Raw genomic sequence first — 26,342 nt, forward strand, 5'->3', positions numbered from 1 at the left:
GGGGTGGGTGACTCACGCGCCGAGAACGCGCCGGCCGGCCTGGACGAGGGCGAAGTCCTCCTGCGGCGGGTGCACCCGGATGCAGAGGGCGTCGCGCAGGTGGCGTTCGAGACGGTTGTTGCGGCTCAGACCCGGGTTGCCGAGCGCGGCGACGGCGGTCTGGGCCGCGGTGACGACGGCCCGGGCGATCGCGACCTTGATCACCGAGAGCTGGGGGAGGACCGAGTCGTCGCCGGCCTCGAGCCGGCGCAGGGTCCCGTACGCCAGCGCCTCGGCGCTCGCGATCTGCAGGTCGATCTCCCCGGCGACCGCCTGGATCCGCTCGGTCTCGGCGATCGGCCTCCCCAGGGCGCTGGGCACCCGGGTGCGGGCGAACTCGGCGAAGGCCGAGCGCGCCGCGCGGGCGACGCCGATGTAGAGCGCGGGGTGCGCGAAGCTGCCCGGGCCGGCGGTCGCCGCCGGGTCGCGGTAGGAGCCGTCCGGCTGTCGCGGGATCTCCCGGAACGCCTCGTACGGCACCTCGACCCCGTCGTAGACGACGTCGTGGGTGTTGGAGGCACGCAGGCCCAGGTGGTCCCAGGTCTCGACCCAGGTGATGCCCTCGGCGTCGCCGGGGACGGTGACATGTCCGACCCGCGGCCGGTGCGAGGGGGTGTCCGGCTCGTCGGCGGTGACCCAGACGCTGTGGTAGGTCAGGGCAGCCCCGCCGGTGGCGTACGCCTTGTGGCCGTCGATGCGCCAGCCGTTCTCGGTGCGGGTGATCGTGGTCTTCGGGATACCGCCGCGGGCCGGGGCACCCAGCTCGGGCTCGGCGCGGATGGCGTTGACGAAGGCCGGCTCCCTCGTCGAGCGGTCCAGCAGGTCGTCGTAGTGCGCGTCGTGCCAGCCACCGAGCTCGGCCTGAGCGGCATGGGCGGAGAGCGTGTTGGCCACGATCAGCGCCACCGACGGGTCGCCCTCGCCGATGGCCTGGACGATGCGCAGCGAGTCGATGGTGCCGACCTCGGCTCCGCCGTACCGCTCGCCGACCGTCGCCGTCACCAGCCCCGCCCGCCACGCGGCCTCGAGGCCCTTGGCCGGCACCTCGCGGGAGCGGTCGTAGTCGGCGGCGTGCTCGGCGATCTCCGCGGTGACCTGCGCGAGCGCGGCCTCGGAGAGGTCCGGGACCGGGAGGTCGTACGTCCTCTTGCCGGTGCCGTCGGTCGCGGTCATGCGCCGGCGCTCTCGAGGGCCGCGGCCCTGTCCGCAGCGCTGTCCGCGGCGGCGACGAAGTCGTCGCTGTAGTAGCCGAGGTGCTCGGACTGGAGGCTGCCGCGGCGCCCGGTCGCCTCGCGGTGGGCGATCTCCTGGCGCACCAGCGGGAGGACGTGCTTGCCGTAGTCGGTGGCGTCGGCGAGCGTGTCGTAGCCGCGGATGGAGACCAGGTCGGCGCCGGCGTCGACGTAGTCGAGGATCGCGGCGGCGACGGTCTCGGGGCTGCCGACCAGCGCGGTGGAGGCGCCCTGGCCGCCGGTCGCGGCGGCGGTGCGGGTCCACAGTGCGCGGTCGTAGCGCTCGGAGGCGCCGGCGAACTCGAGGGCGCGTACCGAGCCGATGTTGGTGGCCTTCGACTGATGACGGCGGGTGAAGTAGGCGGCCTTCTCGTAGGTCGCGCCGATCTTGCCGATGTAGTCGTAGGCCTTCTCCCAGGCCTCCGCGTCGGTGGCGGCGACGATCGGCCGGAAGGTGACCCAGATGCGCGGGTCGGGCCGCCCGGCCGCCGCCGCGATCGCGTTGACCCGGTCGATCTCCGTGCGCAGCTCGGGCAGCGGCTCGCCCCAGAAGGAGAAGATGTCGGCCTGGGTGCCGCCGATGTCGAAGGCCTCCTGCGACTGCCCGCCGATGGAGATCGGGATCGGGTCGCCGGAGTAGGTGGCGAAGCCGGGGCCGAAGTCGTCGAACCGGTAGAACTCGCCCTCGTGGCTGAACGGCTCCTTCTCGGTCCAGGCGCGGCGCAGCAGGTCGATGTACTCGCCGGTCCGGGCGTAGCGCCGCGGCTTGGGCTCGTAGTCGCCCTGGCGGTGCTGCTCGTCGTCGGACCCGCCGGAGATCAGGTGGACGACCGCACGCCCCTGGGTGAGCTGGTCGAGGGTGGCCAGCTTCTGGGCCGCGACCAGCGGGAACGTGGTGTTGGGGCGCAGCGCGACGATCGGCCGGATCCGCTCGGTGAGCGTACCGACGGCCGCCGCGGTGATGAAGGAGTCGGCCGAGTTCGAGCCGTAGGGGAGCAGGGTGTAGTCGAACTCCTGCTCCTCCAGGGTGGCCACGTAGCGCTTGAAGTAGTCCAGGTCGATGCCGTGGGGGACCTTGACCGGGTTCAGCTCGGTGGACGGGTTCAGGTGCGAGAGGCTGATGAACTCGACCTTGGGTGATGCTGTCGCCGGGATCTGGGCGTCGAAGACTGGGGTGGTCACGAGGGGTTCCTTCCGGGGCGCACGGGATCAGTCGACAAAGTCCACTGACTTAGTCATCAATGCTGGTGGGTGGGGGCCTTGGCGTCCAACAGGAATGTGGGATGTGAATCCTTCGCCCTGGCTTATGCGTTGCTGATCAGGCGCAGGTTCGGGGTTCCGGCCAGGAAGTCGCGGCCGGCGAGCAGGGCGGTCTCCTCGATCTCGGGGTCGAGTCCCCGGCGGGCGATCATCCGGAGGTGGGCGGTGCCGGCCGCCGGGAGGCCGGGGCGCTCCTGGATGCCGTGCGGACTGCCGCCGATGCCGGGGAGCAGGGCGGTGCCGAGGCCGGCGCGTACGCCGGCCAGGACTCCTTCCAGGGTCGTCGAGGTCGCGGTGACCTCGACCTGGTGGCCGGCCTCGGCGAGCAGGGCCAGCGCCCGTTCGCGCAGCCCGCACGGCTCCTCGAACGCGACCAGGCTGAAGGTCTCCTCGGCGGCCGGCTCGCGGGGTGCGGCGTACCAGTGGAGGGGGAGGAGGCCGACCTCGTGGCCGGCGGCCTGGCCGCTCGGGTCGAGGACGAAGGCGAGGTCGACCGAGCCCTTGGCGACCGAGTCGTAGAGCTGGGTCGAGCGGCCGATCTCGAACCGGGTGCCCGTCTCTGGGAAGGCCTGGGTCAGGGTGCGCAGGAGCTCGGGGAGCATCTGCTCGACGGCGTGCTCGACGCAGCCGACGGTGATCGTGGTCGGGTTGGCGACCTCGAGGAGTGCGAGCGAGGCGTCGTGGGTGGCCAGGATCTTGCGCGCCTCGACCAGCACCCGCTCGCCGTCGGGTGTGAACCGCATGGTGCGGCCGTCCTTCTCGAAGAGGCGGCGCTTCAGGGTGCGCTCGAGGAGTCGTACGTGCTGGCTCAGTGCGGGCTGGCTGATATGTCTCACCGCCGCCGCCTTGGTGAACCCACCGCTCTCGGCGATCGCCACGAGCGTACGCAGGTGCTCAATGTCCAGCGAAATACTCATATATCCAGTGTGGGGCCTCCGCGGGATTCATGTCGTGCCCTCTCAGATACCGATCACGATCGGCGATGGATCAGGTGAGCAGATTGGTCTTGGACGCCACCGTCCACCCGCCGCGAGCATGGTGGGCATGACTGCCATCGCCGTGACCGACCTGCCCCACACCTGGGACGAGCCCGAGGGCGTCGCTCCTCGCGGCACCCTGATCCTGCTCACCGGGAGGGGCGAGACGGCCGCGACGTACGCCCGTTTCGGCCGCCGGATCTCCGCCGATGCCTACAAGGTGCGGGTCGTCGAGGTGGACCTCGACGACCTCGACGCCACGCGGGCGGCCGTCTCCGCGCTGGCGGCCGATGAAGACCTCCCCGGTCCGAAGGTGCTGGTCGGCTCCGACACCGGTGCCACCCTCGCCGCGCTGCTGGTCGGCGAGCTGCCGGTCGACGCTGCCGTCATCGCCGGTCTCGCGCTGCCCGGCACGGCTTCCGGGGAAGCGGATGCCGGGTGGGAGGACGAGCTCGAGGTACGCAGCGCCTGCCCGACCTACCGTGGGACCATCTCCGCCGACGACGGCTTCGCGCGCGGCGCCCTGACGGCTCCGCTGCCGTGGGACGAGATCTCGCTGAGCGTGCCGGAGGTGCCGCTGCTGGTCGTCCACGGCCGCGACGACCAGCTCACCCCGGTCGGCGAGGCGCTGAAGCCGTGGGTGGGTGCCTCGACCGTCGAGCAGCATGTCGTCGAGGGTGGCCGCCACGACATCCTCAACGACGTCACCCACCGCTCGGTCGCGGCCACGGTGATCCTCTTCCTCGAGCGCCTCAAGCTGGGCGCCGACCTCCCGGTGATCGTTCGGCGGGTCGGCCGGTGACCCTTCCCGAGGGGTTCCTCGCCGAGCTCGCCGCCGCGGTGCCGGGCGTCTCGACCGGCGCGGCCGACCGTGCCGCGGCCGCCGTCGACCGTTCCGGGATCGTGGCCGAGGGGATACCCGACGTGGTGGTCCACGCGACCTCGGTCGGAGAGGTCCGGTCCACGCTCCGGCTGGCCTTCGAGCACGGCGTACCCGTCGTGCCTCGTGGCGCCGGCACCGGTCTGGCCGGCGGGGCCGTGGCGGCGCCGGGTGCGCTCGTGCTCGACGTGAGCGGGCTCGACCGGATCGTCTCGCTCGACCCGGTCGACCAGACCGCCCATGTCGAGCCCGGCGTCATCACCGCCCACCTCGACCGGGCCGCGGGCGAGCACGGACTGCGCTATGCGCCCGATCCGGCCTCGGCCGCGATCTCCACGATCGGCGGCAACATCGCGACCAACGCGGGCGGGCTCCGCTGCGTGAAGTACGGCGTCACCCGCGACTCGGTGCTCGGCCTCGAGGTCGTGCTCGCGGACGGCACCCTGATCAGCACCGGCCGGTCGACCCTGAAGGGCGTTGCCGGCCTCGACCTCACCGGTCTCTTCGTCGGCTCCGAGGGCACCCTCGGTGTGGTCGTCGGCGCGACCCTGCGACTGCGTCCCCTCCCCGAGCGGACCTTGACCGTGGCCGCGGCTTACGCGGGGGTGGACGCTGCCGCGCGGGCCTGCGCGGCGTTGGCCCAGGACCGACGAGAGCCGGCGATGCTCGAACTGCTCGACCAGGCCACCCTGCAGGTCGTCGACGACGCCCAGGGGACCGCGTACGCCGCGCGGGGCGGAGCGCTGGTCATCGCCCAGGCCGACGGCCCCGCCGCGGAGTCCGAGATCGAGGCCATCGCCGACGTGCTCGGCAAGGAGGCGACCTGGATCGAGCAGGGTGTCGACGAGGAGACGTCGGCCCGGCTGGTCGAGGCCCGCCGCCTCGCGCTGCCCTCCATCGAGACGAAGGGCTCGGTGCTGATCGAGGACATCTGCGTGCCCCGCTCCCGGTTGGCCGAGGCGTTCGCCCGCGTCGAGGAGGTCGCCCGCCGCCGCGGCGTACGCATCTACTCCTTCGCCCACGCCGGCGACGGCAACCTGCACCCGCTGATCGGCTACCCGTCCGGGCCGGTGCCCCCGGAGGTTCTCGCCGCCGGCGACGACATCTTCGGTATCGCGCTCGACCTCGGCGGGACCGTCACCGCCGAGCACGGCATCGGCCTGCTCAAGCGCTCCTGGCTCGCCCGCGAGGTCGGCCCGGACGCGCTCGGTGTGCACCGAGCCATCAAGACCGCCCTCGATCCGCGCGGGATCCTCAACCCGGGGAAGGCCTACTGAGCGGCGTCAGGTGCTCGCCCAGCCGGCGGCTTCGGCGCCCAGGTGTCGGCAGACGTGGGCGACCGCCGGTGACGGGCTGGCCCCGGTGACGAGCCAGAGGGTGTTGAGCGGACCGAGCCGGGGTTCGTGGAGACGTACGACGGTGCCGTCGGCGAGGGCGGCGTCGACCAGGTAGCGGGGCAGGACCGAGGCGCCGATGCCGGCGACGACGGCACGGAGGAGGCCGCGTAGGTCGGGGAGGACGAGCGCGGTGCGGTTGGTGGGTCGCTCGTCGAACTCGGTGAGCCAGTAGCGCCGGATGATCGGGAGGTCGTGGGAGTAGGCCGCCAGCGGCACGCTCGCGAGTGCGCGCACCGGGTCCTGGGCGAGCTCGGCGGGATCGACCCGTGCCGCGACCGCCGGGGCCGCGACGAGGAGGAACTCCTCGTCGACCAGCGCGGTCGACCGCAGTCGCTCGTCGCCGGGGCGTACGGAGGAGACGACGAGGTCGAGACGTTCGCCGGCGAGGTCGTCGAGGAGATCCTGGGCGAGGCCGGTGGCCACCGACACGTCGAGCCCTTCGCGCACCAGGGGCGCCAGGGCGGGCACGATCCGGGCGGCCATCACGTCGGCCGCGCCGCCGATGCGGACGCTCGCGGGGCCGATCGAGGGCTCGGTGCCGACGGCGCCGCGGAGCTGGTCGACCAGCGGGGTGATCCGGGCGGCGAGAGCGTCGGCGCGCTCGGTCGGCACCAGCCCGGTCCGGGAGCGCTCGAACAGGGTCGCGCCGAGCTCGTGCTCGAGCTTGCGGATCCGGGCGGTCACCGCCGGCTGGGAGAGGTCGAGCCGACGCGCCGCGGCGCTGATCGAGCGCTCCCGGTAGGCGTGTGCGAACGCTTCCCAGAGGTCGAGCGAGGTCATAGAAATCATTATGACCTGTGGAGGCGGTACGGGAGTGAAGCGGCGGAAGGCCGTCGTTACGTCATCACCGAACCACAACTTGGAGGAACAACTCGTGACACGCGTACTGATGGTCGTCTCGGCGGCCGACACCCTCGTCCTCGCCGACGGCAGCGAGCACCCGACCGGCTACTGGGCCGAGGAGGTCGCCGCCTCCCACGAGACGCTCGCCGGAGCCGGCGTCGAGATCGACATCGCCACTCCGGGCGGCCGCAAGCCCACCGTCGACGCGCTCTCGCTCAGCGAGCAGGGCGGCGTCCAGCCCGAGGACGCCGAGCGCTTCCGTGCCTACCTCGCCACCCTCGAGGACCAGTTGGCGAACCCGCTCGCGCTCGCCGACATCGACCCGGCGGCGTACGACGCCGTCTACGTCCCCGGCGGCCACGCCCCGATGGCGGACCTGGTCGAGGACCCTGCGCTCGCCGCGATCCTGACCGCCACCGACTCCGCCGGCCGCCCGGTCGTGGCGCTGTGCCACGGCGTCGCCGGTCTCCTGGCCGCCACCGATGAGGGCGGCTGGCTCTTCGGCGGGCGCCGGATGACCGGCTTCACCGACACCGAGGAGCAGCAGGGCGGCTACGGCGACAGCATCCCGTTCTCCGTGGAGCAGCGGATGCACGCTGCCGGCGGCATCGTCGAGACCGGTGAGCCGTGGAGCGACACCGTCGTCGTCGACGGCACCCTGATCACCGGGCAGAACCCGCAGTCCAGCGTCTCGACCGCGAAGACGCTCCTGGAGCGGCTGGCCTGATCCACCCCGAAGGCGTGACAGGGCCCGGCGACCTCCACAGGTCGCCGGGCCTCGTCGCAGGGGGTCAGCGGACCGGAGCACCCGGGCCGAGCGGGATGCCCAGCGCCCACCACAGGAAGAACAGCGCGGTCCAGGCGAGGCTCATCGCGATCGCCAGGGGCAGCGTGTAGGAGGCCAGGGTGCCGATGCCGGCGTCCTTGCGGTAGCGCTGCAGGAAGCCGAGGGCCATCACGAAGTAGGGGCTCATCGGGGTGATCGCGGTGGAGCCGGAGTCGGCGATCCGGAAGAGCGCTTGGGTGGTCTCCGGCGGCACCGAGAGCAGCATCAGCATGGGCACCAGGACGGGCGCGGCGATCGACCACATCGCCGAGCCGCTGGTGACCATGATGTTGACGACGCTGAGCAGCGCCAGCACGAGCAGGAAGACCACCCAGACCGGGATGTTGCTGGTCTCCAGCGCCTCGGCGGAGTTGACCGCGAGGACGTCGCCGAGGTGGGACCACTCGAAGTACGCCAGGAACTGGGCGATCGCGAAGAACAGCACCAGCACCGGCGCCATCTGCTTGATCCCCTGGCCCATCAGCGCCGGCACGTCGCCGGCCTTGGTGATCGAGCCCGACAGCGTGCCGTACACGATGCCGGCGAGGCCGAAGAGCACCGCGACGACGGCGGCGATGCCGGTGAGGAACGGCGACTCGGTCAGCGACCCGTCCTCGCCGCGCAGCGGCGATCCGCCGGGGATCACGACGGCGGCGATCACCACGATCGCGGCCAGCAGGGCGAGGAGCGACCAGCGCAGCGCCCTGCGCTCACGGCCGTCGAGCTCGAGCGATCCGAAGTCGCCGTCGTCGACATCCTCGTCCGCGTCCAGGTCGGGCCGCTTGGAGAGCACGAACTTGGTCATCAGGGTGATCACCGCGGCCAGCAGCACCGAGGAGGCGATGTTGAAGAACCAGTTGCTGACGGGGGAGACGTACGCGCTCTCGTCGACGATCTGGGCCGCGGCGGTGGTGATGCCGGCGAAGATCGCGTCGTTTGGAGTCGGGATCGGGCTGGCGTCGTACCCGCTCGCGATCGCGGTGTAGGCGACCACGATCCCGAGGATCGGAGAGCGGCCGACGGCGCGGAAGGCGAGCCCGCCGAGCGGCACCAGGATGATGTACGCAGCCGCCGAGGCGACGTGGGCGACGGTGCCGGTGAACGCGACGGCGAAGACGACCCAGCCGACCGGCACGCGCGAGATGCCGGTCTTCATCGCGGCGGTGAGGAAGCCGGTGCGCTCGGCGACGGCGACGCCCATGATGACCACGACGATGGTCGCCATCGGCGGGAACTCGGCGAAGTTGGAGACCATCGTGGAGGTGGCCATCGCCAGGCCCTCGCCGCTGAGCAGGCTCTGGACGACGACCCTCTCGCCGTCACCGGGCGAGATGACCGAGACGCCCGCGGCGGCGCAGATCGCGCTGATCACGGCGAGGATCCCGGCGAGGATCCAGAACAGCCAGAACGGGTGCGGCAGGGCGTTGCCGACGCGCTCGACCACGCCCATGGCGCGGATGATCCACGGCAGTCTCTCGCTGCCGGTCGGGGTTGCGGTGCTGGTCATGGGAGTCACCCTTCGCTGGTGAGGCGGTGGCGGGAGAAGAAGTCCCAGATCACCGTCGCGGACTCGATGGTGTGGGTGACGTGGCCGCCACCGGAGTAGATGTCGCCGCCCGGCCAGACGTGGCCACCGCCGTCGACGGCGACGTGCCGGACCTCGGCGCCCTGGTCGCACCCGGTCCAGCGGGTGGTCTCGATGTCGCGGTTGGTGCGCGTGGTGGAGGCGGTGCAGCCGTTGTGGTCGGCCCAGCCCTGGACCCACTCGGGGATCGCGGGCAGGTCGCGGTCGGGGTCGCCCGCGTAGGGGATGGTCGCGTCGGCGACCCCGTGGATCTCCAGGACCGGTGTCGGCGGAGCCTCCTCGCAGCCGACCCGGGCGCCCGGGTAGAGCGCCGGCGCGACCGGGGCGACGGCCGCGAACGTGTTCGGCAGCTGACAGGCGAGGAGGGCCGTGAGGCCGGCGCCGTTGGACTTGCCGGTGGCGTAGACCCGGGAGGTGTCGATGCAGTGATCGGCCTCGATCGCGGTGAGCAGGTCGCGGGTGAAGGCGACGTCGTCGACGCCCGGCGCCTCGTACGGAGCGCCCTGCCAGGCCTTGCGGTAGCCCGAGCCGGTGCCGATGGCACCGTCGGGATAGGCGACCACCGCCGGGAGGTCGGAGAGCTCGGAGTAGCCCTCGACCTCGACGCCGGTGCTGCCACGGCCGTGGTAGGCGACGATCAGCGGCCAGTCGGCGCGCTTCTGATAGCCCTCCGGGAGGCGGAGAACATAGCTGCGCTCGAGGTCGCCGCTGGTCAGCTCGTACTTCTGGCTGCTGTCGGACTCCTGGTCGGTGGGCTTGGCGCAGGGCGTGGTCTCGCCAGCTGCCTGGTTCTGGACGGAGCCGCGGGTCAGAGCGGAGGTGGCGGTCGGCGCCAGGGACAGCGCGGCCCCGGCCGCGACCGCGACGGCCGGGGCCAGGAGGCGGGATTGTCGTGGGGACATGGGTGCTCCTTGGGGCGGATCGGTGCGTTTTCGGGTGTGCTGGATCGCCCGGCGACGCGGTGTGCGTCCCGGTCGGGGTCCCGAGCTGATGGGGTGGGCGGGTGGCCTAGGTGTCGAGCCACTCCTTGATGAAGCCGACGATGCGGTCGGTGGCCTCGGCGAGGATGGCGCGGCCGTCCTCGGCCGTGGCGCGGCGCGGGTCGCCGAGCACGCCGGTGGGGGAGAGGCGGTCGTAGGGGAGGGCCAAGGCGGGCTGGCTCACCGAGCGGGCCAGCCGGGCGAGCGGATCGAGCTCGTCGGGCGTGGTCGTGCCCGGGGCGAGCAGGTCGTGGCGTACGAGGTGGGGCGCGACGTGCAGCATCTGGGCCGTCTCGGCCTCACCGCTGTGACCGGAGACCGGGCTCAGCTCCATGGTCGCGACGGCGTCCTTGGCCAGCGTCGTCACCGGCGTCCAGGCCAGCTCCAGGTCGGGGCGGTCGCGCAGCAGCTCCTGGGCCAGGGTGCCGAGCGTGGCGTTGTTGCCGCCGTGGCCGGTGATCACCAGGAAGCGCCGCCACCCGTGGGCGGCCAGCGACTCGACATACTCCCGCACGACGGCGGCGAAGAGCGTCGGCCGCAGGCTCACGGTGCCGGCGAAGGCCTGGTGGTGGGGCGAGACGCCGACGGGTACGCCGGGTCCGATGACCACCTTGCCCGGGAGCGCCTCGGCGACGGCCTCGGCGAGCGCCTCGGCGCGGATCTGGTCGGTGGCCAGCGGGAGCCCTGCGCCGTGCTGCTCGAACGCGCCGACGGGGATCACCACGACTGTCCCGGCCTCGGCCGATCGAGCGGCCTCGTGGGTGGTCATCTCCGCGAGCCTCGCGGTCATCGGGACTGCTCCGTGCCGAGGGTGGCGGCGATCGCGTCGCGGATCGCGAGCAGGTGCTCGCGGGTCAGGGCGGCCGCGGCGTCGGGGTCGCCGTCGCGTACGGCCTCGACGATGCGGAGGTGGTCGGCGTGGTCGCGGTCGCGGTCGGTGTAGCGGTGGCGGATCTCGATCTGGTCGCGGGCCCGCACCTGCAGCAGCGCCTCGATCGTCTCGCGCAGCAGGAGGTTGCCGGAGGCGCCGGCGAGCGCGACGTGGAAGTGCAGCTCGGGGCGCTCGTCGGCGTACTGCGGCTTGAGCGAGTTGTCGGCCGAGAGCGTCAGCGCGGCGAGGTCGTCGTCGGTACGCGCCGCGGCGGCCGCCGCCGCGACCGGGGGCTCCAGCACGATCCTGGCGTCGAGGAGCTCGAGCACCGACTCGCTGCGGGACTCGGAGACATGGGGGTTGACCAGCAGCCGCCGGTTCACCCCGCCGCTGACGTAGGTGCCCGAGCCGTGCCGGAAGCGGATCACGTCCGTGGCTTCGAGACGGCGCAGCGCCTCCCGGATCGTCGGTGTGGTCACCTCGAACCGCTTGGCCAGCTCGCGCGAGGAGGCCAGGGCGTCGCCCGGCTCCAGGCCCGCGGCCTCGATCATGGCGACGATCCCGTCGGCGATGCGTTCAGAGAGCGATGGTGTGTTGCTGGTCACAGGAAGTGACTAAATCACTTATCTAATTGCCGGTCAAGATCGGCGGCGCTTGCAGACAGCTTGCGTAAAGCAGTTATATTCTTGCGTTCATGAGTAGACGTCTTGCCGACGCAGCCGCCCGCGCCAAGGTCTCCGAGGCGACGGTGAGCCGCGTGCTCAACGGCAAGCCGGGAGTCTCCGAGGCGACCCGTGAGCGGGTGCTGACCGCGCTCGACGTCCTCGGCTACGAGCGACCGGTGAAGCTGCGCGGCGAGCGGGCGAGGCTCGTCGGTCTCGTGCTCCCGGAGCTGCAGAACCCGATCTTCCCGGCGCTCGCCGAGGTCCTCGGCGCCAACCTGGCGCAACAGGGCCTGACCCCCGTGCTGTGCACGCAGACCGCCGGCGGCGTGACCGAGTCGGAGTACGTCGACCTGCTCCTCGAGCAGCAGGTGGCCGGCGTGGTCTTCGCCGGCGGGACCTACGCCCAGCGCGACGCCGACCATGCCCACTACGACCGGCTGGCCGGGCGCAACCTTCCAGTCGTGCTGATCAACGCGGCCATCGACGATCTGCCGTTCCCACGGGTCGTCTGCGACGACGCCGACGCCATGGAGCAGGCAGCCGAGCACCTGCTGGCCCTGGGTCACGAGCGGATCGGGCTGGTGCTGGGCCCGCGCGACCACGTTCCCTCCGAGCGCAAGCTCGCCGCTTTCCGGGCGGTCTGCGACCGGGCCGGCGTGCCGTTCGACGAGGACCTGGTCGTACGCAGCCTCTACTCCCTCCAGAGCGGGCAGGCCTCCGCGGCGCGGCTGATCGAGGCGGGCGTGACCGGGATCGTGTGCGCCAGCGACCCGCTCGCGCTGGGAGCGGTCAGGGCGGTCCGCCGGGCCCGGCTGTCGACCCCGGCGGACGTGTCCGTGATCGGCTACGACGACTCCGCCTTCATGGCCTGCGCCGACCCGCCCCTCACCACGATCCGGCAGCCGATCGAGGCGATGGGCCGCGCGGCGGTCGACTTCCTGGTGAGCCAGATCGACGGCACGCTCGGACCGGTCGACGAGCTGCTCTTCGAGGGTGAGCTGGTGGTCCGGCGGTCGACCGGACCTGCAAGCCACCGCGCAAAGTCCTGAAATTAATTACGTTCTGTCAAGTTCTTGCGTCGCTTCTGATGCTGGCTCTACGGTCTCAGCACGCCGTCACGGTGACGGCCGTCACATGACTGTGAGCTGCTGAGAAGGGAGGGCCCGTGACCGCCACGGAACCTCGACAGAGCGAGCCGGCACCGGCCGCGCTTCCGGTCTTCACGGAGCGCCCCGCCGACTGGTGGCGCTCCGCGGCGATCTACCAGATCTATCCCCGCAGCTTCGCCGACGCCAACGGCGACGGCACCGGCGACCTGGCCGGCGTGCGGGCGCACCTGACCTACCTGCGGGACCTCGGGGTGGACGCGATCTGGTTCACGCCGTGGTTCCCCTCGCCGATGGCCGACGGCGGCTACGACGTGACCGACTACCGCGCGATCGACCCCGTCTTCGGCGACCTCGCCGAGGCCGAGGCACTCATCCAGGACGCCCTCGAGCTCGGCATCCGCACGATCATCGACGTCGTCCCGAACCACGTCTCCGACCAGCACCGATGGTTCCGGGCCGCGGTCGAGGCGGGCCCCGGAGCGCCCGAGCGGGACCGGTTCTGGTTCCGGGACGGCCGTGGCCCCGGGGGCGAGCAACCGCCCAACGACTGGGCCTCGGAGTTCGGCGGCCCCGCCTGGACCCGCCTGACCGGACCCGACGGCGTCCCCGAGCAGTGGTACCTGCACCTCTTCTCCGCCGAGCAGCCCGACCTCAACTGGCAGCACGAGGACGTACGCCGCGAGCACGAGGAGATCCTCCGGTTCTGGTTCGACCGGGCGGTGGCCGGGATCCGGATCGACTCCGCCGCGCTGCTCGCCAAGGACCCGGCCCTTCCCGAAGTCCCGGTCGATCCGCGGCCGGGCGAGCATCCCTACGTCGACCGTGAGGAGCTCCAAGAGATCTACCGTGGCTGGCGGCGGATCGCCCAGGAGTACGGACCCGACCGGGCCCTCATCGGCGAGGTCTGGCTTCCCGACACCTCTCGGTTCATCCGCTACCTGGGGCCCGGTGTCCTGCACGCGGCGTTCAACTTCGACTTCATGACGGCGCCGTGGGACGCCGCGGCGCTGCGTACCTCCATCGAGACCACGCTGCGCGTGCACGGCGAGGTCGGGGCCCCGGCGACCTGGGTGCTCTCCAACCACGACGTCACCCGGCTGGTGACGCGCTACGGCCGCGCCGACACCGCGTTCGCGTTCGAGACCAAGCGCTTCGGCACCCCGACCGATCGCGCTCTCGGTGAGCGGCGGGCCCGGGCGGCCGCGATGCTCGCGATGGGTCTGCCCGGGGCCTACTACCTCTACCAGGGCGAGGAGCTCGGCCTCGACGAGGCCGACATCCCGCCGGAGCGGGTGCAGGACCCGATGCACTTCCGCAGCGGTGGCGTCGACCCCGGCCGGGACGGCTGCCGGGTGCCGCTGCCGTGGAGCGGGGACCGGCCTCCGTACGGTTTCAGCGCGCCCGGCACCACCACGTGGCTGCCGCAGCCCGAGGGCTGGGCGCGGCTGACGGCGCAGGCGCAGTCCGCGGACCCGCGCTCGATGCTGTCCCTGCACCGGATGGCGTTGCTGATCCGGCGTACGCATCCCGACCTCGCCACCGGCGACTTCCGCTGGATCGACACGGCTCCCGGGATCCTCGCCTTCCGTCGCGGTGCGCACTTCGCCTGCGTGGTCAACCTGACCGACGCGCCGGTGGAGCTGCCGCACAGCGACCACGTCTGGCTGGCCAGCTCGCCTCTCGAGGCCGGCCGGCTCGCCCCCGATGCCGCGGTCTGGCTGCGGCCCACGACCTGAGACCCCACCACAACATCCAGGAGACAGACCCATGAGATCCACTCGGTTGCGCACCGTCGCGCTCACCGCGGTCGCGGCTCTCGCGTTCGGCTCGCTCGCCGCCTGCGGCGAGACGTCGGACGACGGCGACGGCGTCATTATCACCGTCGAGGGCTGGCGGCCCGGCGACAAGCAGGCCACCATCGACGCCGTCAAGGCGCAGGCCGCGGCCTTCAACAAGGAGCATCCCGACATCACCGTGAAGCCGGTGGAGTGGCAGTGGAACGCGCAGACGTTCCCCGCGCAGCTCGCCGGTGGCACGCTGCCGATCTCCTTCCGGGTGCCGTTCACCGACACCAAGGGCCTGGTCGAGCGTGGCCAGGTCGCCGACGTGGACGCCGAGATCCGCGAGCTGCCCTACTTCGACGAGCTCAACCCGAACGTGCTCGCCGCCGCGCAGGGCACCGACGGCAAGGTCTACGGCCTGCCCTCGGACGTCTATGCCAACGCGCTCCACTACAACCGCGACCTGTTCACAAAGGCGGGCCTCGACCCCGATAAGCCGCCGACGACGTGGGAGGAGCTGCGCGCCGCCGCCAAGCAGATCCACGACCGCACCGGTGCCACCGGGTACGCCGAGATGACCACCTCCAACACCGGCGGCTGGATCCTCACCACGCTCACCTACGCCCTCGGCGGCCGGATGGAGACGCAGGACGGCGACACGTTCACCGCCACCGTCGACAACCCGCAGACCGAGCAGGCGCTGCAGCTGCTGCACGACATGCGCTGGAGCGACGAGTCGTTCTCCGGCAACACCGCCTACGACTGGAACAGCATCAACCAGGCGTTCGCGGCCGGGAAGGTCGGGATGTTCATCAGCGGCTCCGACGTCTACAACTCCCTCGTCACCACCTCGGCGATCGACCCGGAGACGTACGGACTGACCGCGGTCCCGCTGGGGGACTCGGCCGACGCCGGCGTGCTCGGCGGCGGGTCGGTCAACGTGGTCAGCGCCAAGGCCAGCGACGCGGAGGCCGAGGCGGCAGTGGCCTGGGCCGACTTCTTCCGGGTCCGCAGGTACACCGACGAGTCGGCAGCCGTCGCCGACGCCAAGACCCAGACCGCGGCCGACCAGCCCGTCGGGACGCCGACCTTCCCGATCTTCGACGAGGCCTCGTACACCACCTACCAGGGCTGGGTGAAGGACTACGTCAACGTGCCGCTGGAGCAGATGACCGGCTACACCTCGCGGATGTTCGACCTCTCGCTGATCCCCGAGCCGCCCGCACAGACCCAGGCCGTGTACGGCGCGCTGGACCCGGTCGTGCAGAAGGTGCTCAGCGACGAGGACGCCGACATCGCCGCGCTGCTCAAGGACGCCGACGCCTCGGTCCAGCAGATCCTGGACAAGGGCTGAGCGTGACCGCCGACATGTCCCGGGTGGGTGGGCCGGCCCTCGTGCGAGGGCCGGCTCGCCGGCGTACGTCATCCGTCACCGTGCTCGCGAGGTGGTGGCGCGGCGGCGCGGCGACCCTGGTCTTCCTGCTGCCGATGCTCCTCGTCTTCGGGCTGTTCTCGTGGTGGCCGATCGTGCGGACCGTGGTGATGAGCGTGCAGGACTCCAACCTCGTCGGGCCCGCGGAGTGGGTGGGCCTGGACAACTTCCGCACGGTGCTCGCCGACCCGCTGCTGCCGGTGGCGTTGCGCAACACGGCGGTCTTCGCGGGCATCGCGTTCGTCGTCGGGTATCCGATCCCGCTGGTCATGGCGGTAGTCTTCAGCTCGCTGCGCAGGCTGCGCGGACTCTATGCGGGCCTGGCCTATCTGCCCGTCGTGGTGCCGCCCGCGGTGGCGGTGCTGCTGTGGAAGACCTTCTACGACGCCTCGGAGGGTGGTGTCTTCAACACCGTGCTGGGATGGGTCGGGCTCGGGCCGGTGCCATGGCTGGAGTCGGCCTCCTGGGTGCTGCCCTCGCTGGTGATGGAGGCGACCTGGGCCGCTGCGGGCGGCACGGTGATCATCTACCTCGCCGCGCTGACCACGGTGCCGCAGGAGCTCTATGACGCCGCTTCGGCCGACGGCGCGGGCGTTCTCGGCAAGATCTGGCACGTCACCCTGCCGCACCTGCGCCCGGTGCTGCTGATCACCCTGATCCTGCAGATCATCGGCACCGCCCAGGTCTTCCTCGAGCCCTACCTGTTCACCGGCGGCGGCCCCTCGCACGCCTCGCTGACGCTGCTTCTGCTGATCTACGAGTACGCCTTCGGCAGCACCACCGGCGGTGGCGCCTACGGCCCGGCGACCGCGCTGAGCCTGATGATGGCGGTCGGCCTGGCACTGCTGTCGTGGATCTACTTCCGGCTGACGCGCGGATGGAGCGACTGATGAGCTTCGTCTCCTTCCTCGACCGGCGACGTACGTCGGTGCGCTGGGGTGTCCGCGGTGTCCAGCTCGGGACGCTCCTGGTGCTGGTGGTGGTCTGCCTCGGGCCGCTGCTGTGGCTGGCGAAGTCGGCCGTCACACCCACCCAGGACACCCTGCGCTCGCCGATCGCGCTGTGGCCGAACGGCCCCGACCTCTCGATCCTGTCGCAGGCGTGGACGGAGCTGGGCCTGTCGTCCTACCTGGTCAACACGGTGATCATCGCGGCCGGCTCCTGGGCCGTCCAGGTGCTGGTCGCCACGACCGCGGGCTACGCGCTCTCGGTGCTGCGCCCGCGGCTGGGCCGGGTTCTCTACGGCGCGGTGCTCGCCACCATGTTCGTGCCGATCGTGCTGCTGCTCGTCCCGCTCTACCTCACCGTGCTGAGCCTGCCGGTCGTGCACTGGTCGCTGGTCGGGACGTACGCCGGTGCCTTCCTGCCCGCGGGCGCCTCGGCCTTCAACGTGGTGATCATGAAGCGCTTCTTCGACAGCCTTCCCCGCGAGATCCTGGACGCCGCCCGGATCGACGGGGCCGGGCCGTACCGGCTCTTCTGGTCGGTCGTCCTGCCGATGTCACGGCCGGTGCTCGGCGTGGTCTCGGTCTTCGCGGTGCTCGCCGCGTGGAAGGACTTCATCTGGCCGCTGATCGTCCTGCCGGACCCGGCCAAGCAGCCCATCGCCGTGCGGCTGCCGTCGATCGCGCCGGCCACGGACCTCTCCGTCCTGCTCGCCGCGATGGCGATCTCGGCCGCGCTCCCGATCGTCTTCTTCCTCCTCTTCCAGCGGCTCTTCCTGCGCAGCGAGGGCCTGGAGGGTGCGGTGAAAGGATGAAGGCCGCCGGGCTCAGGCGGGCAGCGGCAGGACCTCCACCGGGCAGGCCGCCTCGCGCAGCAGCGCCCGGGTGACGCCGCCCAGGTGCGGGAAGGCGTTCAGGTGCGATGCCCGTCCCACCACGACGAGGGCGGCGGTGTCGGCTGCCTCGACCAGCGCGTCCGCGGGAGCCTCCGCGAGGACCCGGCCCACCAGCGGCGGTCGGGCGGCCTCGGGGGCCTGTTCTCGGGCCCGTTGGATGAGCTCGTCCACGTAGCCTTCGCCGCGGATCGTCCAGTCGTGGGTCGTGGCGTGATCGGCCAGCTCACCTTCAAGCGCCATCAGGTCGAGGCCGTGGAGGACGGTGACCGGCTCGTTCAGACGGCTCGCCTCCTCCAGGGCGTGTCCGAGCACCTGGTCGTCGGTCTTGTCGCCGCCGACACCGACGACGACGCCGGTGCGTCCCGCGGCCGACCAGTCCTCGGGGATCACGGTGACGGGGCAGTGCGCGTGCCCGGCGACCCGGGAGGAGACGGAGCCGGTGAACACCCGGCGCACGCGGGAGAGCCGGCGACGCTGGATCACGACGCGGTGCGCCTGCTCGGACTCCTTGATCAGGACGTGGGCGGCATGGCCGCGCAGCAGCTCCCCGGTGACCTCGACCGCGCCGTCGACGACCTCCCGGGCACGTGCCTTGGCCTCGTAGAGCCGCTGCTCGGCGAGCCGGCCGACCGCGGAGTCGTCGATGATCATCGACCGTGGTTGCATCGCGCCCGGGAGACCGAGGATCGGGTCGCCGAGGAGGACGTTGGCCTGGAAGATGTGGACCAGTCGCAGCGGGTGGCCGCTGCTCGCAGCCAGGCGCCCCGCGTAGCCGAGCAGGGCACCCTCCGTGTCCGGGTCCTGGATCCCGACGACGATCGGCGCGCTGGAGGCGGACGGCGTACTCATGCCATCACGCACATGTGATCGGTGGCGAAGCCGCTGAAACCCTGGTGCATGCCGGGGTTGTGTGCTCCGTCGAAGCCGACGCTCTGGGCGCAGTGGACGACGTGACGTCCGAAGTCTCGTCCGTCACCGGCCGAGGCGGAGGACGGGGCGAGAGCGACGGCCGCCACGGCCGCCACGGCAGGAATCAGGATGCGCTTCATGATGATGTCACTCCTCGATGGGTGGAAGGTTCTGGCTGGGCGACCCGCACCCGGTTGACCCCGGCGACCGTCGCCGCGGCGCTCTCGGCCAGGGCGCGGTCCTTCGGCGTCGCCGGACCGGTGATCGTCACGCTCCCGTCGGCGACCACGACGCGCCAGTCGCGATGACCGAGGTTGGCCAGGAGCGCGCTGAGCTCCTTGTCCAGGATGTCGTCGTCGCGGGCGAGGGCGCCGGCCACGTCGCTCCGGCTGATGACGCCGACCAGAAGGTCGTCGGCGTCGAGGACGGGCAGGCTCTTCAGCCCCCGTTCGGCCATGATGTCGACCGCGACGGACACCTCCGCGCTGTCGCGCACGGCGACCGCCACCGGGCTCATCACGTCCTCCACGTACGCCGGTGGCCGGTCGGTCACGGGAGGCGCCGGGCGCAGGTGGGCGCGCGGGTCCGGGAGGACCCGGTTGCGGATCAGGTCGATCTCGGCGACCACGCCGCAGAGCCGGCCGGCCGAGCTCACCACCGGCAGGGCGGTGATGTGGTGGTCATGGAGCATCGCGAGGGCGTCCCTGGCGCGCGTGCGCCTCCGTGCGGTGACCGGCGACGTGGTCATGATCTCTCGGACAAGCATGACCATCACCACCAGGAGTGTTCGTTCGTCATGAGGTGAGCCTCCTCCAGCCGGAGGCCGTGGCTCATGAGCGCAAGGTCCTGCCGCGGTGAGACCTTCGGCCCGCCGTCGAGGTACGGGAAACGGCGCCGCATGGACCTAGGTCCTCCGGCCACGGCACCGATGGCCCTGACTCCCTGGGAGCACCTCCGGCGACAGTGGAGAGGCCGGCCCCTGACGGGCGCGCCGATCTCACAGGAGGACAGATGGCTGAGCACCACCGGATCCTGGTCGGTGTCGACGGGGGAGAGGGCGGTCGAGCCGCGATCGGCTATGCCGCGGACGCGGCCCGCCGAAGCGGGGCCGACCTGTGGCTCGTCCACGTGATCGACCTGGCCGTCGCGACCGGGGTCTTCTACCCGTACGGCTACTCCGGCCTGGCGAACCAGATACGCGAGGCCGGGCTGACCGCTCTGGCCCGCGCGGAGAAGGAGGCCGCCGATCTCATCGGTGCCGACCGCGTCTCGACGACGCTTCGCGACGGTGCGGTGGTGGCCGAGCTGGCCCACGCGGCGGGCGACTGCGCGCTGGTGGTGCTGGGGGACGAACGCCATCACAGCCTGGCCCGGGTCGTGACCGGCTCGGTGACCGGCCGGGTCGCGTCTCGGGCACCGGTGCCCGTGGTGGTCGTGCCGACCGCCTGGGCCGGCGACCGGGACACCCGGCTGGTGGTCGTCGCCGTCGCCGACTGCGACGCCTCCACCGAGCTCGTCGCCCGTGCCCTCGGGGAGGCGGTGGACCGTGACGGCGGTCTGGTTCTCGTCCACGCCTGGGACGTCCCCGCCGTCTACTACGAGTCGACGCTGGGCCAGCTGGACGCGGCCGGCTTGGCGGCGGACGCGCGTCATCGGTTGATGGAGACCCTCGCACGAGCACGAAAGCTCGTCCCGAACTCCGCCCAGGTCGACGCATGGGTCGAGGTGCGCCGGGGTCAGCCGGCCCGGGTGATCAAGGAGGCGGCGAAGGAGGCGGCCCTGCTGATCATCGGCAGACGAGGGCACGCGTTCCCGCTGCGTCGTCTGGGTGGCACGGGCCATGCGCTGCTGCGCGAGTCCGGCTGCCCGGTCGAGGTGGTTCCGCCGGTCGCAGAGCACAGCGAGGGGTAGCAGGATGATCGGACGGTCGGAAGTGGGCACGGAGACGGTGGACGTCGACTCCATCCGGACGTTGCTGCGGCCACGCTCGGTGGCCGTGATCGGTGCGAGCCGGCGCGAGTCCCATCCGGGCCACCAGGTCGTGCGCAACCTGCTGCGGGCGCGGTTCACCGGCACCGTCCATCCGGTCAACCCCCACTGCGACTACCTGCTGGGGATGCGTTGCCACTCTTCGATACTCGATGTCGCACCGGTCGATCTGGCGGTCCTCGCGGTGCCCGCAGCCGAGGTGGCGAAGGTTGTACGGGAGTGCGCCCAGGGCGGCGTACGCGACGTGGTGATCCTCTCCAGCGGCTTCGCCGAGGCGAGCCCGGAGGGGCAGCGCCTGCAGGACGAGGTCCTGGCGATCGCCCGCGGATCGGGGATGCGTGTGGTGGGTCCCAACTGCCTCGGTGTCGCCAACACCGATCCCGACGTCCGCCTGGACGCCACCTTCTCGCCCATGAGCGCAGGACGCGGACGGGTGGCGATGATGACCCAGTCCGGCGCGGTGGGGATCGCGGCGCTGCAGCGGGCCGAAGAGCTCGGCGTGGGCCTGTCAGCGTTCATCTCCTCCGGCAACAAGGCCGACGTCAGCTGCAACGACCTCCTCATGTACGCAGCCGAGGACCACGCGACCGACGTGGTCGCGCTCTACCTGGAGTCGTTCGGCAACCCGCGCAAGTTCTCCCGTCTGGCCAGGCGGCTGGGCGCACACAAGCCGGTCGTCGCCCTGGTGGGCGGCAGCAGCCAGGCGGGCCGACAGGGAGCGCTCGGCCACACCGCGTCGGCGGTGACGTCCGCGGACGCGGTGGACGCGCTCTTCCGGCAGTGCGGGGTGATCGGCGTGGACGGACTCGAGCAGCTGCTGCAGACCACCAGCGTGCTCGTGAACCAGCCCCTGCCCGGCGGTCACCGGGTCGGGATCGTCAGCAACGCCGGTGGGCCGGGGATCCTGGCCGCCGACGCCTGCGCGAGCGAGGGGCTGCGACTCACGACGCTGAGTGCCGAGACTATGGCTGCGATCCGGGAGATCGTGCCGGACGCCTCGTCCGTGCAGATGCCGGTCGATCTCGGCTCCGACGTCGGCTGGGAGGCCTACGCCGAGGTGGTCTCGACCATCGCCCGCAGCGGTGAGATCGACATGCTGATCGCGCTACGCACCCCGCTGCCCGGCCTCTCCTACGCATCCTTCACCCGTGCGCTGCGCACCGCGTTGCGAGCCGGCTCGGACGAGGACGCACCCCCGGTCACGACCATCGCGGTGATGCTCGACCCGCACGGCCCGAGCCGCCCGATCAGCGCCGGTGACCATCGTGTGCCCGTGTTCTCGTTCCCCGAGGACGCCGCCCGTGCCCTCGGCCCGATCGCCCGCTACGCCGAGTGGCGCGCCGAGCCCCACACCCCGGTCTCCGAGGCGCCTGCCGGGAGCCGGGCGACCGCCCGAGAGGTGGTCGCCCGCACACTGCGGGTGGCCCCCGAGGGGTGCCGGCTCCCCGAGCCGGACGCTCGGCAGCTGCTCGCTGCGTACGGGATCGGGGTGCTGCCGAGCGTCCTGGCCGACGGTGCGGAGGAGGCGGTCGACGCCGCGGAGTGGGTGGGGTATCCCGTGGTGGTCAAGGTCGCCGACCCGGTCGCGCATCGCACCGACGTCGGCGGCGTGCGCCTCGGTCTGAGGAGTCCCGACGAGGTGCGTCGCGCCGCGCACGAGCTCCTCGGCATCGCGGCCGAGCGTCCGGGCCTGCTCGTCCAGCGTCAGGTCCCCGCCGGCGTCGAGCTGATCGCCGGCGTCACCCAGGACAAGGTCTTCGGGCCGCTGGTGATGGTGGGGTACGGCGGTGTGTACACCGAGCTGATCGAGGACCGGAGCTTCCTCCTGACGCCGCTCAACCGTGCCGACGCGGCCGCTGCGATCGCGGACCTGCGCACCGCGCCGCTGCTCACCGGCTACCGCGGCGCGCCGGCGGCCGACGCCGCCGCCGTCGAGCACCTCCTGGTCTGTCTCGGCCGTCTTGCCGACGATCTTCCGGAGGTCGCCGAGATCGACCTCAATCCCGTGATCGTGCACGAGCGCGGCGTCTCGGTCGTCGACGCGAAGGTTCGGCTGCACCCGGCCGCGCAGGCGCCCGACCCGGACCTGAGGAGCATGCGTCCGCCGCTCGGCGCGAGAGAGGGCACCTGATGGCGACGATGCGAGGGTGGCGGACCTTGGGTAGGGGCCGGCTCTCGATCGGCGACCTGGAGGTGCCGGAGCCGTCCCAGGGAGAGGTCCTCGTCGGTGTGGAGGCGTGCGGTGTGTGCCGCACGGACCTCCATGTCGTCGACGGCGACCTGCCTCCGCACCGCGTCCCGGTCGTGCCCGGGCACCAGGTCGTGGGCCGGGTGCTGGCCCGCTTCGACCACGACCACGGTCCGAGCGTCGGGACGCGGGTCGGGGCGCCGTGGCTGCGCTCGACCTGCGGTCGCTGCCGCTGGTGCCGGGCCGGTGCCGAGAACCTGTGCGAGCAGTCGCGCTACACGGGATGGGACGACGACGGGGGCTACGCCGAGTACGTCGTCGCGCCGGCGGCCTACACCTACCGGATCCCGGACTCGCTCGAACCGCTCCAGGCCGCGCCGCTGCTGTGCGCGGGCATCATCGGGTACCGCGCGCTGCGGCGCTCGGCGCTCCCGCCGGGAGGACGGCTCGGCCTCTACGGGTTCGGAGCGAGCGCACACCTGACCGCCCAGATCGCGATCCGCCAGGGAGCCGAGGTCCATGTCGTCAGCCGTGGCGGCGAGGCTCGCCGGCTCGCGCTCGAGCTCGGTGTGGCGTCCGCGGTCGAGCCCGGCGCTGCCGTCCCGCCACTCGACTCGGCGATCGTGTTCGCACCGGCCGGAGAGGTCGTACGCGAGGCACTCGCCGACCTCGGCGCCGCCGGCACCTGCGCCGTCGCGGGCATCCACGTCTCCGAGGTCCCACCGCTCGACTACCAGCGACACCTCTTCCGCGAGCGCACCCTCACCACCGTCACGTCCAACACCCGCGCCGACGGGGCCGAGCTCTTCCGCCTCGCCGGACGCCTGGACATCCACGCCGAGGTCACGCCGTACGCCATGCGTGATGCCGACCGGGCGCTCGCCGACCTCGCCGAGGACCGGGTGCGTGGCGTCGCGGTCCTCGACATGACCAGATGACCCGAGAAGGGCGCCTCGGGCCACGACCAGCGCCCCTTCGCCAGGGTCACCCGAGCGCCGCCGAGAGCGGTCCGCCTTCGGAGTGCCCCACGGGAAGGTCCGAGGTGAGCTCGGCGAGACCGTCGCGGGTGAACACCGAGGTGCCCGCCGTCGCGATCATCGCCGCACTGCAGGCCAGGCCCAGCCGTGCCGCCCGGGGCAGGTCCCAGCCCTGGGTCAGCCCGGCGACGATCCCGGCGACGAGGGCGTCACCGGCGCCCACGCCGCTGACCAGGTCGCCGGAGACGGCGGGGAGCAGCTGCGTACGCCTCGGGGTGATGAGGGCGATGCCCAGGTGGCCGCGGGAGAGCACGACGACGCCTGCGCGCGTGGACCCCAGCAGCTGCCGGGCCCCCTCGAGCTGTTCCGAGGTCGTCGCCAGCTCCCGGCCCAGGTGCTCCTCCAGCTCGCGCACGCTCGGCTTGATCAGGTAGGCGCCGTGCGCCTGCGCGAGGGCGACACCGGAGACGTCCACGACGAGCCGGGCGCCGGCGGCGTCGCTCAGGCGCTGCACCCGAGGGACGATGTCGGCGGAGACGCCCGGCGGCAGGCTCCCGCTGAGCACGACGTACGCCGCGTGGCGCGCCGCATGCTCCACCGCCTCGAGACAGCGGTCCAGGTCGTCGCCGGACAGTGGCGTTCCGGGCAGCACGAAGCGGTACTCGAGTCCGGTGTCCAGCTCGGTCACGTGATGGCTCAGCCGGGTCTCGCCCCGCACGTCGATCGCCTCGAACGGCAGCTGTTCGATCCCCAGCAGCTCGGTGAGGGCACTCCCGATGTGACCCGCCACGGGGAAGACCGCCAGCGTGGGAACGCCGAGCACGTGCAGCACGCGCGCCACGTTGATCCCACCGCCGCCGGGGTCGATCCGAGGGGCGCTGCACCGCATCTTGCTTCTCGGCACGAGCCGAGGCACGGAGAAGGAGTCGTCCAGCGCCGGGTTCAGGGTGATGGTCACGACGTCGGGTGAGGTCAGCATCAGCGGCCCTTCCTGCCGTCGTCCGGTCTGCCCACGAGGGTCGCTCGGCAGGGTCACGAGGACGCGGCGCTCTCGTGGTGCAGGATGTCGTCGACGGCGCGCCGCGGGGTCGGCGGCAGGAGAGCCTGGTGGCGCTGCGGCCAGCCGATCCGTACGAGCACCTGCGGGCAGGAGTTGTCTCCGAGCAGGTCGTGCTGCAGCGTACGCCGGGTGGACCCGATCTCGATCGGCTGCGTGTAGGGCACCAGGGCCAGGCCCGAGGTGGTGCACGAGAGCCAGATGGCGTCCAGCGCCTCACCGGCGCGAAGCCAGGAGAGCGGGTCGTCCGAGGCGGTCGCCAGGACGAGCCATTCCTCGGCGGACCCGCCGGTGTCGCCGTAGTCGTCGGCGAGCGTCCCGCCCGGGAACCGGGAGTAGGACGAGGGGTCGCTGCCGGCAGCGAGCAGGCTGGACTCCGGGATGCCGTCCTCGGTTCCTCCGCGGGTCCAGGAGTAGAGCTCGGCGAGGTAGGCCTCGTCGGTCGACTGGTGGGCGCGAGCGGTCTCCAGTGCCGACAGCACGACCGGACGGAGGTGGTCGGGGACCGTGGTGGCCACGACGGCGTGGTCACGGACCAGCTCGGCGAGGTGGTCGAGGCGTTCGCGCGGGACCGGCCAGGACGAGACCAGGCGCCGGTCGGTGTGGCGCTGCTCGATGGCGGCGAGCCTGCCGAGGTCGGCCGTGTCGGGTTCACGCGGCGTGAACGTCACGACCGCGAGCAGATCGGTGCGGCCGCCTTCGGGAGTGCGGTGCACCGTGCACGCCCACCCGGTGCCGGCGGCGGCCACGACGAGCTCGTGGAGCGCGGCGCCGCAGCTCATCACCAGGTCACGCTCGTTGGGGTCCGCGTGGAGGAGCTTGCGGTGCGGGTCGGCCCGGAGCAGCAGCATCTGGTCGCGTACGGCCCACGCCCACGGCTGGGTGTTGTGGACCGACGGCGCGCGCGATGCCAGACCCAGGATCGCCCGCAGGGTCGGCTCGTCGGGAAGGGTCGACATCTCAGACCACCACCCGTCGCATCAGCTGGCGGCCGAGATCGGCGGCCCAGTCGCCGGCGCGGGCCTCCTCGTCGGGGCCGAGGGGACCTTCCAGGCCGCCGACGTAGAAGCTCACCGACGGGGCGACGTCGTAGCCGCGGCGCCGCAGCAGGTGGGCCGCGTGCTTGGCGGCAGAGCCGGGCAGATGGCGCATCGCCCGGGACCGGGTGTCGAAGGCGGCGATGCGCACCGACCCCGGGTCCTCGAGGTCGTCCAGCTCCTCGAGCCACTCGCGGACGCCACGGGCCTCGACCTCCGCCGGAGCACCCCGCAGCACCGCGTCAGCTCGCGTGCTCGGCCTGCTCATGCCGAGCGCATGGGTCGGGGCCCCGATCACCACCAGGTCGTTCGTGCGGAGCACGTCGGCGCCGGCGAGCGCCACCGGGATCACCTTGACCTCCATCCCGGTGCGCCGAAGAGCGTTGGCGACCGAGGTCGCGATGGTGGCGGTGTTGCCGAACATCGACTCGTAGACGACGGCTGCTCGCATCTGGTTCACGTCCTTTC

At 72.1% G+C, this 26,342-nt stretch carries 25 protein-coding genes; 11 read left to right on the forward strand and 14 right to left on the reverse strand.

The annotated features are described in order from the left end of the window. Positions 1-12 precede the first annotated feature (12 nt). The 3 genes from ACWZJV_RS26095 to ACWZJV_RS26105 all read right to left on the reverse strand — a co-directional run bounded on the left by ACWZJV_RS26095 (position 13) and on the right by ACWZJV_RS26105 (position 3,448). Positions 13-1,212, reverse strand: a complete 1,200-nt coding sequence (locus tag ACWZJV_RS26095; protein WP_457179406.1) for an acyl-CoA dehydrogenase family protein — start codon at positions 1,210-1,212, stop codon at positions 13-15. Further along, entirely contained in the window at positions 1,209-2,453 is a 1,245-nt protein-coding gene (locus ACWZJV_RS26100) for an LLM class flavin-dependent oxidoreductase (RefSeq protein WP_457179407.1), read from the reverse strand. The genes ACWZJV_RS26095 and ACWZJV_RS26100 overlap by 4 nt, the downstream gene beginning before the upstream one ends. Positions 2,454-2,575: 122 nt before the next feature. Continuing rightward, positions 2,576-3,448 (reverse strand): LysR family transcriptional regulator, encoded by an 873-nt coding sequence (locus ACWZJV_RS26105; RefSeq protein ID WP_457179408.1) that lies wholly within the window; start codon positions 3,446-3,448, stop codon positions 2,576-2,578. A 127-nt stretch (positions 3,449-3,575) separates the two neighbouring features. Between ACWZJV_RS26105 and ACWZJV_RS26110 the strand changes: the two genes are divergently transcribed. Both ACWZJV_RS26110 and ACWZJV_RS26115 read left to right on the forward strand, forming a co-directional pair. Beyond that, entirely contained in the window at positions 3,576-4,310 is a 735-nt protein-coding gene (locus ACWZJV_RS26110) for an alpha/beta hydrolase (RefSeq protein ID WP_457179409.1), read from the forward strand. Next, entirely contained in the window at positions 4,307-5,665 is a 1,359-nt protein-coding gene (locus ACWZJV_RS26115; protein WP_457179410.1) for an FAD-binding oxidoreductase, read from the forward strand. Before ACWZJV_RS26110 ends, ACWZJV_RS26115 begins: the two co-directional genes overlap by 4 nt. Before the next feature lie 6 nt (positions 5,666-5,671). Here ACWZJV_RS26115 and ACWZJV_RS26120 read toward each other — a convergent pair whose 3' ends face one another. After that, a complete protein-coding gene (locus ACWZJV_RS26120; RefSeq protein ID WP_457179411.1) occupies positions 5,672-6,565 on the reverse strand; it encodes a LysR family transcriptional regulator in 894 nt (297 codons plus the stop codon). A 94-nt stretch (positions 6,566-6,659) separates the two neighbouring features. Between ACWZJV_RS26120 and ACWZJV_RS26125 the strand changes: the two genes are divergently transcribed. Continuing rightward, positions 6,660-7,355 carry a type 1 glutamine amidotransferase domain-containing protein gene (locus ACWZJV_RS26125; protein WP_457179412.1) on the forward strand — a complete coding sequence of 232 codons (696 nt, stop codon included), beginning with the start codon at positions 6,660-6,662 and terminating at the stop codon, positions 7,353-7,355. Between the two features lie 64 nt (positions 7,356-7,419). Here the strand turns inward: ACWZJV_RS26125 and ACWZJV_RS26130 are convergent, their stop codons facing one another. From ACWZJV_RS26130 to ACWZJV_RS26145, 4 genes are all read right to left on the reverse strand, one after another. Further along, the gene (locus tag ACWZJV_RS26130; protein WP_457179413.1) at positions 7,420-8,961 is read right to left on the reverse strand and encodes an AbgT family transporter; all 1,542 of its coding nucleotides are present in this window, start codon (positions 8,959-8,961) and stop codon (positions 7,420-7,422) included. 5 nt (positions 8,962-8,966) lie between these two features. After that, positions 8,967-9,941: an alpha/beta hydrolase family esterase gene (locus tag ACWZJV_RS26135; RefSeq protein ID WP_457179414.1), complete on the reverse strand. Its 975-nt coding sequence runs from the start codon at positions 9,939-9,941 to the stop codon at positions 8,967-8,969. 106 nt (positions 9,942-10,047) lie between these two features. Beyond that, the gene (locus ACWZJV_RS26140; RefSeq protein WP_196874458.1) at positions 10,048-10,809 is read right to left on the reverse strand and encodes a creatininase family protein; all 762 of its coding nucleotides are present in this window, start codon (positions 10,807-10,809) and stop codon (positions 10,048-10,050) included. Further along, positions 10,806-11,495, reverse strand: coding sequence for a FadR/GntR family transcriptional regulator (locus ACWZJV_RS26145; protein WP_196874457.1), 690 nt, complete (start codon positions 11,493-11,495; stop codon positions 10,806-10,808). The genes ACWZJV_RS26140 and ACWZJV_RS26145 overlap by 4 nt, the downstream gene beginning before the upstream one ends. 89 nt (positions 11,496-11,584) lie before the next feature. On the opposite strand from ACWZJV_RS26145, the gene ACWZJV_RS26150 reads away from it, so the two are divergent. The 5 genes from ACWZJV_RS26150 (at position 11,585) to ACWZJV_RS26170 (ending at position 17,636) form a co-directional block, all read left to right on the forward strand. Next, complete coding sequence (locus ACWZJV_RS26150; protein ID WP_196874456.1) at positions 11,585-12,604, forward strand: LacI family DNA-binding transcriptional regulator; 1,020 nt, start codon at positions 11,585-11,587, stop codon at positions 12,602-12,604. 116 nt (positions 12,605-12,720) lie between these two features. Continuing rightward, positions 12,721-14,400 (forward strand): glycoside hydrolase family 13 protein, encoded by a 1,680-nt coding sequence (locus ACWZJV_RS26155; RefSeq protein WP_457179415.1) that lies wholly within the window; start codon positions 12,721-12,723, stop codon positions 14,398-14,400. 31 nt (positions 14,401-14,431) lie between these two features. Continuing rightward, positions 14,432-15,799, forward strand: a complete 1,368-nt coding sequence (locus ACWZJV_RS26160) for an ABC transporter substrate-binding protein (protein WP_457179416.1) — start codon at positions 14,432-14,434, stop codon at positions 15,797-15,799. Between the two features lie 2 nt (positions 15,800-15,801). Further along, the gene (locus ACWZJV_RS26165; protein ID WP_457179417.1) at positions 15,802-16,767 is read left to right on the forward strand and encodes a carbohydrate ABC transporter permease; all 966 of its coding nucleotides are present in this window, start codon (positions 15,802-15,804) and stop codon (positions 16,765-16,767) included. Then, positions 16,767-17,636: a carbohydrate ABC transporter permease gene (locus ACWZJV_RS26170; RefSeq protein WP_008361436.1), complete on the forward strand. Its 870-nt coding sequence runs from the start codon at positions 16,767-16,769 to the stop codon at positions 17,634-17,636. The genes ACWZJV_RS26165 and ACWZJV_RS26170 overlap by 1 nt, the downstream gene beginning before the upstream one ends. A gap of 12 nt (positions 17,637-17,648) precedes the next feature. On the opposite strand, the gene ACWZJV_RS26175 is transcribed toward ACWZJV_RS26170, so the two are convergent. Genes ACWZJV_RS26175 through ACWZJV_RS26185 form a run of 3 tightly spaced genes read right to left on the reverse strand, consistent with a single transcriptional unit; the run spans position 17,649 to position 19,392 of the window. After that, positions 17,649-18,566, reverse strand: coding sequence for a universal stress protein (locus ACWZJV_RS26175; RefSeq protein WP_457179418.1), 918 nt, complete (start codon positions 18,564-18,566; stop codon positions 17,649-17,651). Next, complete coding sequence (locus ACWZJV_RS26180) at positions 18,563-18,766, reverse strand: hypothetical protein (RefSeq protein ID WP_457179419.1); 204 nt, start codon at positions 18,764-18,766, stop codon at positions 18,563-18,565. Before ACWZJV_RS26180 ends, ACWZJV_RS26175 begins: the two co-directional genes overlap by 4 nt. Continuing rightward, on the reverse strand, positions 18,763-19,392 hold the full coding sequence (locus ACWZJV_RS26185; protein WP_457179420.1) for a CBS domain-containing protein: 630 nt from the start codon (positions 19,390-19,392) through the stop codon (positions 18,763-18,765). Before ACWZJV_RS26185 ends, ACWZJV_RS26180 begins: the two co-directional genes overlap by 4 nt. Before the next feature lie 245 nt (positions 19,393-19,637). Here ACWZJV_RS26185 and ACWZJV_RS26190 point away from each other — a divergent pair, with 245 nt between their 5' ends. Genes ACWZJV_RS26190 through ACWZJV_RS26200 form a run of 3 tightly spaced genes read left to right on the forward strand, consistent with a single transcriptional unit; the run spans position 19,638 to position 23,741 of the window. Continuing rightward, entirely contained in the window at positions 19,638-20,537 is a 900-nt protein-coding gene (locus tag ACWZJV_RS26190; RefSeq protein ID WP_457179421.1) for a universal stress protein, read from the forward strand. 4 nt (positions 20,538-20,541) lie between these two features. After that, the gene (locus ACWZJV_RS26195; RefSeq protein ID WP_457179422.1) at positions 20,542-22,746 is read left to right on the forward strand and encodes an acetate--CoA ligase family protein; all 2,205 of its coding nucleotides are present in this window, start codon (positions 20,542-20,544) and stop codon (positions 22,744-22,746) included. Continuing rightward, positions 22,746-23,741 (forward strand): zinc-dependent alcohol dehydrogenase family protein, encoded by a 996-nt coding sequence (locus tag ACWZJV_RS26200; RefSeq protein ID WP_457179423.1) that lies wholly within the window; start codon positions 22,746-22,748, stop codon positions 23,739-23,741. The genes ACWZJV_RS26195 and ACWZJV_RS26200 overlap by 1 nt, the downstream gene beginning before the upstream one ends. Positions 23,742-23,787: 46 nt before the next feature. On the opposite strand, the gene ACWZJV_RS26205 is transcribed toward ACWZJV_RS26200, so the two are convergent. From ACWZJV_RS26205 to ACWZJV_RS26215, 3 genes are read right to left on the reverse strand one after another with little or no spacing between them, the layout of a single operon-like run. Continuing rightward, a complete protein-coding gene (locus tag ACWZJV_RS26205; RefSeq protein WP_457179424.1) occupies positions 23,788-24,759 on the reverse strand; it encodes a 1-phosphofructokinase family hexose kinase in 972 nt (323 codons plus the stop codon). A 53-nt stretch (positions 24,760-24,812) separates the two neighbouring features. Further along, entirely contained in the window at positions 24,813-25,796 is a 984-nt protein-coding gene (locus tag ACWZJV_RS26210) for an Acg family FMN-binding oxidoreductase (protein ID WP_196874425.1), read from the reverse strand. Position 25,797: 1 nt separating this feature from the next. After that, positions 25,798-26,325 carry a flavodoxin domain-containing protein gene (locus ACWZJV_RS26215; RefSeq protein ID WP_231381211.1) on the reverse strand — a complete coding sequence of 176 codons (528 nt, stop codon included), beginning with the start codon at positions 26,323-26,325 and terminating at the stop codon, positions 25,798-25,800. Positions 26,326-26,342: the final 17 nt, after the last annotated feature.

Source organism: Nocardioides sp. WG-D5 (assembly GCF_054031175.1).

Bases quoted from the DNA above. Each gene is read 5' to 3' on its own strand.
- ACWZJV_RS26135 (WP_457179414.1), bottom strand. From the start codon at position 9,941: ATGTCCCCACGACAATCCCGCCTCCTGGCCCCGGCCGTCGCGGTCGCG.
- ACWZJV_RS26150 (WP_196874456.1), top strand. From the start codon at position 11,585: ATGAGTAGACGTCTTGCCGACGCAGCCGCCCGCGCCAAGGTCTCCGAG.
- ACWZJV_RS26175 (WP_457179418.1), bottom strand. From the start codon at position 18,566: ATGAGTACGCCGTCCGCCTCCAGCGCGCCGATCGTCGTCGGGATCCAG.
- ACWZJV_RS26105 (WP_457179408.1), bottom strand. From the start codon at position 3,448: ATGAGTATTTCGCTGGACATTGAGCACCTGCGTACGCTCGTGGCGATC.
- ACWZJV_RS26110 (WP_457179409.1), top strand. From the start codon at position 3,576: ATGACTGCCATCGCCGTGACCGACCTGCCCCACACCTGGGACGAGCCC.
- ACWZJV_RS26160 (WP_457179416.1), top strand. From the start codon at position 14,432: ATGAGATCCACTCGGTTGCGCACCGTCGCGCTCACCGCGGTCGCGGCT.
- ACWZJV_RS26195 (WP_457179422.1), top strand. From the start codon at position 20,542: ATGATCGGACGGTCGGAAGTGGGCACGGAGACGGTGGACGTCGACTCC.
- ACWZJV_RS26190 (WP_457179421.1), top strand. From the start codon at position 19,638: ATGGCTGAGCACCACCGGATCCTGGTCGGTGTCGACGGGGGAGAGGGC.
- ACWZJV_RS26210 (WP_196874425.1), bottom strand. From the start codon at position 25,796: ATGTCGACCCTTCCCGACGAGCCGACCCTGCGGGCGATCCTGGGTCTG.
- ACWZJV_RS26140 (WP_196874458.1), bottom strand. From the start codon at position 10,809: ATGACCGCGAGGCTCGCGGAGATGACCACCCACGAGGCCGCTCGATCG.
- ACWZJV_RS26215 (WP_231381211.1), bottom strand. From the start codon at position 26,325: ATGCGAGCAGCCGTCGTCTACGAGTCGATGTTCGGCAACACCGCCACC.
- ACWZJV_RS26205 (WP_457179424.1), bottom strand. From the start codon at position 24,759: ATGCTGACCTCACCCGACGTCGTGACCATCACCCTGAACCCGGCGCTG.
- ACWZJV_RS26200 (WP_457179423.1), top strand. From the start codon at position 22,746: ATGGCGACGATGCGAGGGTGGCGGACCTTGGGTAGGGGCCGGCTCTCG.
- ACWZJV_RS26130 (WP_457179413.1), bottom strand. From the start codon at position 8,961: ATGACCAGCACCGCAACCCCGACCGGCAGCGAGAGACTGCCGTGGATC.
- ACWZJV_RS26180 (WP_457179419.1), bottom strand. From the start codon at position 18,766: ATGAAGCGCATCCTGATTCCTGCCGTGGCGGCCGTGGCGGCCGTCGCT.
- ACWZJV_RS26170 (WP_008361436.1), top strand. From the start codon at position 16,767: ATGAGCTTCGTCTCCTTCCTCGACCGGCGACGTACGTCGGTGCGCTGG.
- ACWZJV_RS26120 (WP_457179411.1), bottom strand. From the start codon at position 6,565: ATGACCTCGCTCGACCTCTGGGAAGCGTTCGCACACGCCTACCGGGAG.
- ACWZJV_RS26095 (WP_457179406.1), bottom strand. From the start codon at position 1,212: ATGACCGCGACCGACGGCACCGGCAAGAGGACGTACGACCTCCCGGTC.
- ACWZJV_RS26185 (WP_457179420.1), bottom strand. From the start codon at position 19,392: ATGCTTGTCCGAGAGATCATGACCACGTCGCCGGTCACCGCACGGAGG.